We start from the raw sequence: 9,819 nt of genomic DNA, 5'->3' as shown, positions 1-9,819 counted from the left end.
TTTGTTTAGGGCTTGACAAGCGCCGGGGGACGTGGTAATCTATCGCGCGGTAAGAGATGATCCTCCTTAGCTCAGTCGGTAGAGCATGCGGCTGTTAACCGCAGGGTCGTTGGTTCGAGTCCAACTTGGGGAGCCAATTTTGTCTTTTGAGGCAAAGACAAAAAACCCGCTGACAAAGCGGGTTTTTTGTACAGGCATTTCTCTTGACAGGGGCGGGGGCGGACTCTATAATGAATGCGGGTGGGTGACGCTAACCACGCGCGTCACGCGAATCGTAGGCGGGGAGGACGGCCAGAGTTGCGAAAGTTAATAACGTGGGTTGCATCTGCAACCCACAACCCAAATATAAGAATGCGCTGTGCGGCGGGGCTTTTGGCCCTGTGCGCACTGGCGGGGTGCGGGCCGGCGTCCGGGCCGGAGACGGGGGAGACGCCGGAAACGCTCCTGGTGTATGCGAGTTTTTATCCCATGTACGACTTCGCCGCCAAGGTGGGCGGGGACCGGGTGCGTGTGGTGAATATGGTGCCGGCCGGCACGGAGCCGCACGACTGGGAGCCCGCCGCCGCCGACGTCGCGGGGCTGGAGGCGGCCGACGTGTTTGTCTACAACGGCGCGGGCTTTGAGCATTGGGTGGACGATGTCTTAGGCTCGCTTGAGAACCAGGCCTTGGTCACTGTGGAGGCGTCGCGGGGCGTCGCGCCGCCGGGGGAGGAGACGCCGGCCCGGCCCGGCGAAGCGGAGGCGCGCGACCCCCATGTCTGGCTCAGCCCGCTCGGCGCCAAAGCGGAGATGGAGAACATTCGAGACGCCCTCGCGCGGGCCGACCCCGAGGGCAGCGCGGTGTACGAAACAAACTGCGCGCGCTGGGCGGCGGCGCTGGACGCGCTGGACGCGGCGTTTCGCGAGGCGTTGGACCCGCTGCCGCACCGGGACGTCGTTGTTTCGCACCGGGCGTTTGGATATCTGTGCGCGGCTTACGGGCTGAACCAGGTGGCGGTCGAGGGCCTGTCGCCGGACGCCGAGCCGGACCCCGCGCGGCTGGCGGAGGTCATCGAGCTGGCCGGCGCGCGGGACGTCCGCGTGATCTTTTTTGAGGAGACGGTGAGCCCGAAAGTGGCGGAGGTTATCGCGAAGGCCGTCGGCGCCGAGACCGGCGTCCTGAGCCCTCTTGAGAGCCTAAGCGACGAACGGCTGGCGGCGGGCGCCGATTATATCTCCGTGATGCGTGACAACCTAGAAACCCTGCGTACCGCGTTGGACAGATAACAGTGAACAGATAACAGATAACAGTTATCTGTACCACGCGTCGCGTCTCCTGACTGTTATCTGTTATCTGTTAATTGTTATCTGGAGTTGTGTGTTGTGACGGATGCGATCGCCGTGCGCGGCCTGAGTTTTCGCTACGGGGACGAGCCGGTCCTCTCCAAGGTCGATTTTTCGCTGCAAACGGGGGACTTTGCCGCCGTCATCGGCGCCAACGGCGCGGGCAAGAGCACGCTGCTGCGCCTGCTGCTGGGGGAGATCGCGCCGGACACGGGGCAGATCCGCCTCTTTGGCCGGGAGATCCGCCAGTTTAAGGACTGGCCGCGGGTAGGCTATGTGCCGCAGAAGGGGTTCGCGGCCGTCGCGGACTTTCCCGCCACGGTGGAGGAGATCGTGCAGGCCCATCTCTTCTCGGGGCTGTTCCGGTTCCCCCGCAGGGAGCACCGCGAACGGGTGCGCCGCGCGCTCGCGCGGGTGGACATGGAGGCCTGCGCGAAGCGGATGATCGGCCGGCTGTCGGGCGGCCAGCAGCAGCGGGTGCTGCTGGCGCGGGTTCTCGTGAGCGAGCCGGAGATCATGCTGCTCGACGAGCCGACCGCCGGTGTGGACGCGGAAACCGTGCGGGCTCTGTACGCGCTGCTGGCGCGCCTAAACCGGGAGACCGGCCTCACGGTCCTGATGGTCACGCACGACGTCGCGCGGGCGGCGGAGGTCGTGTCGCGGGTGCTGTGCCTCGAGGAGGGCTCTCTGGTCGAACTGGGGCGGGAACAGCTCAGCGAAGAGCTCGCGCACCGGCACAAACACCCCCGGCCATGAACTTGTATTTGTTGCCGCTTCGCGGCGACAAGATACTAACGTGGGTTGCACCTGCAACCCACAACCCAAATTCTAATATTTTGTTGCCGCAAAGCGGCGACAAAATACTATCCGACCATGAACTGTCAGGAGGGCGGCCGTGCCTGAGATTTTGCAGTATGATTTTATGCGCCGGGCCTTTGTGGTCGGCGTTTTGCTCGCCGTCATTATCCCCTGCGTGGGGATCATCGTCGTGCTGAAACGCCTCTCGATGATCGGCGACGCCCTCTCGCACACCTCCCTCGCGGGTGTGGCGGCGGGGCTGATTCTGGGGATAAACCCCGTCCTCGGCGCGGTCGCCGCCTGTGTCGCCGCCGCGCTGGGCATCGAGGTGATCCGCAAACGGCTCCCGCAGTATGCCGAGATGTCCATCGCCATTGTCCTGTCGGCGGGGGTGGGCCTCGCGGGCGTCCTGTCCGGTTTTGTGCAGAGCGCCGCCAATTTCAACAGCTTCCTGTTCGGGAGCATCGTGGCCATCCAGGACTTTGAGCTGGGCATGGCCGTCGCCGTCGGTCTCGCCGTGATGCTCGCGTTTCTCCTCTTATATAAAGAGCTGTTTTACATCGCGCTGGACGAGCGGGCCGCGCGGCTCGCGGGCATTCCGGTGCGGAGCGTCAACGTCGTCTTCACGATTCTGACCGCCGTCACGGTGTCGGTGGCCGCGCGCACGGTGGGAGCGCTGATCGTCTCCTCGCTCATGGTGATCCCTGTGGCCTGCGCGATGCAGTTTGGCAGGAGCTACAAACAGACGGTGCTCTGGTCGGTCGGGTTCGCGGTCTTTTTCATGGTGTCGGGCCTCACGGCCGCCTACTATCTGCGCCTCCGCCCGGGCGGCGCCGTCGTCCTGATAGGCGTCGCGAGTCTGCTGCTCATATTGCTCGGGAAACAGGCGGCGCGGACAGTCGCCAGAAAATAGCGGCCGGCGGCGTATTTTACACAGTTGACAAACGGAAAAGAACGATGTACAATGGTTCCGTCGTTTCAGTCGTGGTGTGGGGGTCGAAGAAACTACTACATATTGTAGTTCACGGATTTTTTTGCTTTCATGCGAAGTTCGTGAGAGAGAAGGCGTTTGCGCAGGCGAAGGTTCTCGGGGGTGACTTCCAGGAGCTCGTCGTCGGCCAAAAATTCCAGGGACTGCTCCAGGCTGAGGCGGCGGGGCGGCGTCAGGCGCAGGGCGTCGTCGCTGCCGGAGGCGCGTATGTTGGTCAGATGCTTCCGCTTGCAGACATTGACGGACATGTCCTCCGCGCGGGCCGCCTGCCCGACGATCATACCGGCGTACACCTTGACGCCGGGCCCGATGAAGAGAACCCCGCGCTCTTGCGCGTTATAGAGCCCGTAAGTGACGGCCTCGCCGGACTCAAAGGCGACGAGAGAGCCGTTGGCGCGCCGGGAGATCTCTCCCCTCAGCGGCGCGTAGCCGTGGAAAATCGCGTGCATGACGCCCTCGCCGCGGGTGTCGGAGAGAAATTCTCCGCGGTACCCAAACAGGCCGCGTGACGGCACGAGGAAGGTGAGGCGCGTCCGGCTTCCGACCGGGTGCAGGGAGAGCAGTTCGCCCCGGCGCGCGCCCAGTTTTTCAATGACGGCGCCCGCCGCCGCTTCCGGCAAGTCGGCCACGAGCTGTTCCATCGGCTCTAGGAGTTCGCCGTCCACTTCGCGGTAGAGCACGCGCGGCGTGGAGACCTGAAACTCATACCCCTCGCGGCGCATGGTTTCGATGAGGATCGACAGGTGCATCTCCCCCCGGCCCGCCACTTGGAAGGCCTCGGTGGAGTCTGTGTCGGTCACGCGCAGCGACACGTCGCGCAGCAGTTCCCGGTACAGCCGCGCCCGCAGGTGGCGCGCGGTGACGTACTTGCCCTCGCGCCCGGCAAAGGGGCTGTCGTTGACACTGAAAGTCATCTCAATCGTGGGCTGGGTGATCTCCACAAAGGGCAGCGCCTCCGGTACGTCCGGGCAGCACACGGTCTCTCCGATTGTGATGTCGGCGACGCCGGCAAAGGCCACAATCTCCCCCGCGCCGGCCTGGGAGACCGGTTCGCGGCGCAGGCCGTCGAAGACATACAGCGCGGCGATCTTGGCCCGCCGCTCCGGGCGGTCCCCCCCGTGGGAGACGACAATTGCCTCCTGCCCCGCGGAAAAGACGCCGCGTTCGATCCGCCCGATGCCCACGCGGCCGACGTAGTCGTTGTAGTCCACGGACGAGACCAGCATCTGGGCCGGGCCGTCCGGGTCCCCCTCCGGCGGACGCACGTGAGAGAGGATCTTTTCAAAGAGCGGGGTGAGGTCCGACCCGGCGTCGTCCGGCGTCAGGGAGGCGTGCCCCCGCCGCGCCGAGCAGAAGAGGATCGGCGAGTCCAGCTGCTCCGCGCTGGCGTCCAGGTCGAGAAGGAGTTCCAGCACCTCGTCGCACGCCTCATAGACGCGCGCGTCCGGCCGGTCCACTTTGTTGATCACGATGATGACGCGGTGCCCCAGCGCCAGCGCGCGCTCCAGGACAAACCGGGTCTGCGGCATCGGGCCCTCGGCGGCGTCCACGAGCAACAGCACGCCGCTCACCATCTTTAAGATGCGCTCGACCTCTCCGCCGAAGTCGGCGTGGCCCGGGGTGTCCACGATGTTGATCTTGCAGCCGCCGTAATGGACGGCGGTGTTCTTGGCCATGATGGTGATGCCCCGCTCCCGCTCCAGGTCGCCGGAGTCCATCACCCGTTCGGCGACCGCCTGGTTTTCGCGAAAGACGCCGGCCTGCCGGAGCATCTGATCGACCAGCGTCGTCTTCCCGTGGTCGACGTGCGCGATGATGGCGATGTTGCGGATCTGTTCCTGCTTCATAGTTACCTCTGTCCAAGGCCGCGGGCCTGTCCGGCTCCGGCCCAAAATGGCGGGGTGTCCGCGGGTCTGCTTTTCACCCCGCTCTATTATAGCGGTTTGGCCGGGGCGCGTCAATCGCGGGCGCCGCGCGCCGTCCGGCGGGGGCCTAAGGCGTGCGGAGGACATCCCGCAAAAGTGCTGAAGATCATGTGTTTTGGCGTTTTTTAGGCGTAGTTATGGGGTAAATGTCCAAACATGAAGTCCCGCATATCCCCCTTCAAAGGGGCCGGGGCGGGCAAAATATTTTTTATAGAATAAAATTGACAGAAACTCTTTACAAATGTCAAACAACTTGTTATAATAGTGCCAGAGCAGAAGCATAGAATTCGATAGCTTTATATAGGCATTGCGGAAGATGAGAAGAAGAGCACACAAAAAGGCCGTTGCGAGGGACAATTCCCGTTGTTTGTGCGGAAAAGATGCACCTGTGAAGGGACGGCTGAACAAGATGAGGGGGTACCTCATGAAGAGAAAGAGATTGGGTCGCTCGTGTGTCCCATGGGTCGCCTGTATGCTGGCCGTACTGCTGACGTTGTCGGTGGGGCCCGCGGTGGCGTTCGCGGCGCGTTCGGACAGGCCGGACGAGTTTCCTGGTGTGTCCGAGCAAACCGTTCAGGGTGTCGTGCCGGCGGACGCCGGCGAACCGGCGGCGCCGGTTTCCCCGGAGCCTGTGGACCCGGCGGATCCTGATGTTCCGGCGGAGGTCGGGGGCACAGAGAGTGTAGATGTAGATACAGAAGATTTGGATGCGGAGACCCCGGCGGATCTAGGCGCCCCCGCGTTAGACGGCGAGGCGGCTGAGGCCGATGTGGCTGAAGTCGATATGATCGAACCGGCGGCGTCTGAGACGCCGCCAGATGGCGAGGAACTCCCCGCCGAGGCGGAGGAGACGGTCGTCGAGATCGAGGATGCCGAAGTGCCTGCGGGTCCGGCGCCCTCGGCGGACGAATTGGACGAGCCGGCGGATGAATCATCGCCCGTGTCGGAGCCGGAAGCCCCCGCCGCGGTGCAGGAGCCGGTGCAGGAAGCGCCGGAGGAGCCGCTGGAGGAGACCCCGGTGGAAATCCCCGCGGTGGATGTGGAGCCCCCTCCGGCGGAAGCCGTGAAGTTGCCGCTGGCGCTGAAGGTCCAATGGCCGGCGGACGCGCCTGCGCCGGATGAATCGCCCGAGTTTGAGATACTGCTCTCGCGGGAGGGCGGCCGGTTTACGTACCTGCTCGCACCGGGGGCCGGCCCGGCGGACGTGTTCTTGCCGGATGGCGTCTATGAGGTGGGGCCCGGGTATGTGCCCCTTGGGTATCGATTTGTTCTTCTCTCCGCCGACGGCGAGGAGAGTGACAGCGCGACCGTGACGGTGAGAAGCGGAATTTCCGACCGCCGCGGGGTCACGCTGGTATATGAAGCGTCCGACGATGTGTTCGGCCATGTGCTGACGGTGGACTTCCTGGTGGGTCCGGGGCCGTCCGAGCGGAGCGGCGAGGCCGCCCCGGCGGACGACGACGACGATACGCCGGAGTCTGACGCGGCGGAGCCGGATGGTGCGAGTCTGGACGCGGCGGAGCCCGAGGATCCGCTGGCGGAGGCCATGCCGGCGGACGGCGGGTCCGGCGACGCCCCGGAGGCGGACGACGTCTCGCCCGACAGCGGCGGCGCCGGAGGCTGAGTGCGGCCGGGGGCCGGCCGACAGTAGGAGGTAGGTAACGCTGTTCGATCATGAAACCCCCGGTGTGGCCGGGGAAAACGCCGAGGCGAATCCCCGCGCGGCGGAGCGGCCGCCCGAGTCCGCGGTCGAGCCGGAGTCGGAGAGCCCAACGTCGGGTGACATATTGGAAAAGTCCGCGCTGGATGACGTCGACTGGGCCGCGCTTGTGAAGCAGACGCCGGAGGCGGAGGATTCCGTATCGCCGGCGGAGTCTGTAGAGACGGAAGAGGCCGCGGAGACGGAGACGGAGGAACTGACCGCTCCAAAGGAGCGGAAGAAGAAGTCCCCCCTGCGGCGGGCGTTTGGCATACTGGGCACGGTGCTGACTGTGTTGGTCGTCGCGTTTGTATTGTTTCTGTTTGCCGTGTTGCTGCTCGGCCGCCGGAGCGGTGTCAACGGGGTGTCGCTGCTGGGGTACAGGATGTTCATGGTACTGAGCGGCAGTATGGAGCCGGCGTACCCGGTTGGGTCCGTTGTGTTTACCCAAGAGATTCCGCCCGAGGACGTTGCGCCGGGGGATGTCATTACATATTACAGCCGGAACTTAGAGGAGCTGGTCACCCACCGCGTCGTCTCCATAGAACCCATGGGCCCGAGCGATTTCGTCTATGTGACGAAGGGAGACGCGAACGACAGGGCGGACAGCGAACGTTCCTACAGCTGGGACTTGCTCGGTGTGGTGCGGTTTCAGATTCCGTTTCTCGGCTACGTCGTCGACCAGCTGCGCACAATCTGGGGGCTCATCTTCCTGGTGATTCTCCCCGCCACCATTATCATTGTCGTCGAGTTGATCAAGTTGATCCGCTTTTCGAAAGAGTAAACCACAGACGCAAAACGCAACATGACCGCAAGGGGGCATGCAATGGAAGTCAGGAAATGGACATAGCAAGAAGCGTCAAGAGAAAATCCCTGCGTTTCGCGTAACCCCGCACGGAAGACTCAAAAAACAAGTGATATGTAAGAAGGAGTGTAACGCAATGAAGAAGATTCTGAAGAGCAGAAAGGCCCTGATGAGTGTCGGCGCCATCGTAACCGCGCTGGTACTAATGATCGGCGCCACCTATGCATGGTATGAGCTTTCTCTCCCCAGTGCCGGCGGTAGCGGCAGCTTTGGCTCCATCGCGGTGGACTACAAGTTCATCGACTTTACGGACCTCTTTGGCGAAGGTTTCTATTTTGAGCCGGGCATCAAGATTCCGACTCCCGGTGTCGATTATTATGCGACACTGGATGACTATGGATATTTTGACCCCAGCAAGAGCAAAAATGATGGTGTTGTGTTAGTCCACAAGATGGATGTTAGACTTTTGAATGCGGGTGTGGATCCGGACCTTGCGGTTTACCCGACCGACTACACGAAGGTTGAAGACACATTCTTGGATAATGGAGCTGTTCCGCCTACTCCGCGGGAGAATGGGATCAGCGCGGGCTTCAGCTTCCCGAGAGTTGATCCAGAGGACAGCAGTGTTGAGATCAACGCGCATGTAATTGACTCTGGGGTTGCTGCGGCTGCTTTTTATGATCGTTGGTGGGATCCGGTTGAGATGGAGTGGCTGCCTGGTATGCCGGCAACTATCACGGCTTATGTTCTTGAAGAGCTCCCCGCGGACGAGTTGGAGTTTTTTGCCGAATGGTACCTGGACGAGTATGGTATTGAAGTTGAACAACTTCCTCCTGAGTTCGTGGGTGCTCAACTGATCTATTTCCAGGCCGGTGCGGAGTCAGCTTATATTGAATCGTACTTTGACACATTGACATATGCGCGGAAAGCCTACAAGGATGATCCCAAGTATCTGGGTAATGAGTATGCGGATGCGAGATTTGAGGGATTCTCATTAGAGGTGACACAGGGTAAATACAATGAGGCGGCTGCCGATGTCTTTGGTTTGCCAGAGTATTGGGATCTCTTTATACAGTATGTTGGAGAGGACGGCGTAAAGTTCTCCAGATCTTCCGCCACCATCACTCCGCGGCAGTGGCTGGAGTATCTCAGAAACAGCTGAGACTTATGTTCTTATGTGACCCTGCCCGCCGGGGCGGATTGAATGAGGCTATTGTCTGATTCCTGATTGGTTCCGGCGCAATACGGGGTAAGATACGTATTGCGCCGGAATCTTCCCTGTGGGGCTTCTTGTGGCCCCGCAAAGGAGAGTGATCCATGATGAAAAACCTGCACCGTTATCTGCTGCCGCTGGTCCTTATCTTTCTGATGGTCGTGCTGGTCATAGGGGGGACATACGCCTACTTCTCATACTCCGTCGGGAATGGTATCAAGGGTACCATGGGGGCCATCTCGGGCGCTTCGGATTCGGAGGAGTATCCGGTCGGCGTCTGGGTCGGTTCTGTCGAGCCGGGTACTGAGTATCCGCTGACGGCGGATTTCAGAAACACCGGAACGTCGGGCGTGCATGTCCGGGCCAATGTGACGTGGGTCTGGGAGACGGAGAAAGGCGTTCAGGTGTTGCTGCCCAGCGAGTTGGTCCAGGTGGTGTCTTTGGAAGACGGGAAGGACGGCTGGCATTGGCCGTTGGTGGACGAGAGCAGAGAAGAGGGCCCGTGGGAGCGTCTGCCAGTCGTGTCCGATCCGGAGAAGAAGGACTACCTCCCGCCGCGGGACCCGGGCGACGAGGACGCCAATAAGGCCTCGCTCACGGTCACGCTGAAGACCGCCGAACAGACCCCCGAAAATGCGGCCCTGTTTGACCAGATAGCGGAGGAAAACCTATACCTGCGCGTCAAGCTCTCCCTGGAAATGATTGGGGACTGGAACTACCACCACCCGCAAGACCCGGGAGACTGAGCCCCAGGCTGATAGATGACAAAACAACAAGCGAGGATCCGCGCCCGCCCCCGGCGGACGCGCGGATCCTCGCTTGAAGCGCATAGGAAGCGTGCTGTGGGTTAAGGCCGCAATGACGGAGTAATTGACGGAGGTTAACGGATATGCCATACACACCGATAGCGATAGACCGCAAGGCACTCACCATCATGAATGTCCCTTTCCCGGACTTGGACACGTTGGAAACCACAGCCGAGGCCAGTTGCCCACGAATAACCGAAAGCAGCGCCCACTAAGGGGGGCCAAAAAGAAGCTTATTTATCCGCGAAGTATTGCGTCC

At 62.0% G+C, this 9,819-nt stretch carries 8 protein-coding genes and 1 tRNA gene; 8 read left to right on the top strand and 1 reads right to left on the bottom strand.

The genetic code is table 11. The features are described from left to right. Positions 1 to 60: 60 nt before the first annotated feature. From LBK75_06735 to LBK75_06720, 4 genes are all read left to right on the top strand, one after another. Positions 61 to 136 (top strand) — tRNA-Asn (locus LBK75_06735). A gap of 161 nt (positions 137 to 297) precedes the next feature. After that, complete coding sequence (locus LBK75_06730) at positions 298 to 1,266, top strand: metal ABC transporter substrate-binding protein (GenBank protein ID MDR1157989.1); 969 nt, start codon at positions 298 to 300, stop codon at positions 1,264 to 1,266. Between the two features lie 96 nt (positions 1,267 to 1,362). Next, a complete protein-coding gene (locus LBK75_06725; GenBank protein MDR1157988.1) occupies positions 1,363 to 2,079 on the top strand; it encodes a metal ABC transporter ATP-binding protein in 717 nt (238 codons plus the stop codon). A gap of 166 nt (positions 2,080 to 2,245) precedes the next feature. Then, positions 2,246 to 3,034, top strand: a complete 789-nt coding sequence (locus LBK75_06720) for a metal ABC transporter permease (GenBank protein ID MDR1157987.1) — start codon at positions 2,246 to 2,248, stop codon at positions 3,032 to 3,034. Positions 3,035 to 3,129: 95 nt separating this feature from the next. Here LBK75_06720 and typA read toward each other — a convergent pair whose 3' ends face one another. Next, positions 3,130 to 4,959: a translational GTPase TypA gene (gene typA, locus LBK75_06715; protein MDR1157986.1), complete on the bottom strand. Its 1,830-nt coding sequence runs from the start codon at positions 4,957 to 4,959 to the stop codon at positions 3,130 to 3,132. 502 nt (positions 4,960 to 5,461) lie between these two features. On the opposite strand from typA, the gene LBK75_06710 reads away from it, so the two are divergent. The 4 genes from LBK75_06710 (at position 5,462) to LBK75_06695 (ending at position 9,500) form a co-directional block, all read left to right on the top strand. Further along, positions 5,462 to 6,661: a hypothetical protein gene (locus tag LBK75_06710; GenBank protein MDR1157985.1), complete on the top strand. Its 1,200-nt coding sequence runs from the start codon at positions 5,462 to 5,464 to the stop codon at positions 6,659 to 6,661. Positions 6,662 to 6,725: 64 nt separating this feature from the next. Further along, positions 6,726 to 7,520, top strand: coding sequence for a signal peptidase I (locus LBK75_06705; protein ID MDR1157984.1), 795 nt, complete (start codon positions 6,726 to 6,728; stop codon positions 7,518 to 7,520). A gap of 157 nt (positions 7,521 to 7,677) precedes the next feature. Then, on the top strand, positions 7,678 to 8,703 hold the full coding sequence (locus LBK75_06700) for a hypothetical protein (protein MDR1157983.1): 1,026 nt from the start codon (positions 7,678 to 7,680) through the stop codon (positions 8,701 to 8,703). Between the two features lie 155 nt (positions 8,704 to 8,858). After that, on the top strand, positions 8,859 to 9,500 hold the full coding sequence (locus LBK75_06695; GenBank protein ID MDR1157982.1) for a hypothetical protein: 642 nt from the start codon (positions 8,859 to 8,861) through the stop codon (positions 9,498 to 9,500). Positions 9,501 to 9,819 lie beyond the last annotated feature (319 nt).

Source organism: Oscillospiraceae bacterium, from assembly GCA_031265355.1.
Taxonomy (GTDB): domain Bacteria; phylum Bacillota; class Clostridia; order Oscillospirales; family UBA929; genus JAIRTA01.
The sequence above is the reverse complement of the archived record's forward strand: the minus strand, read 5'-3'. Positions and strand labels throughout refer to the sequence as shown.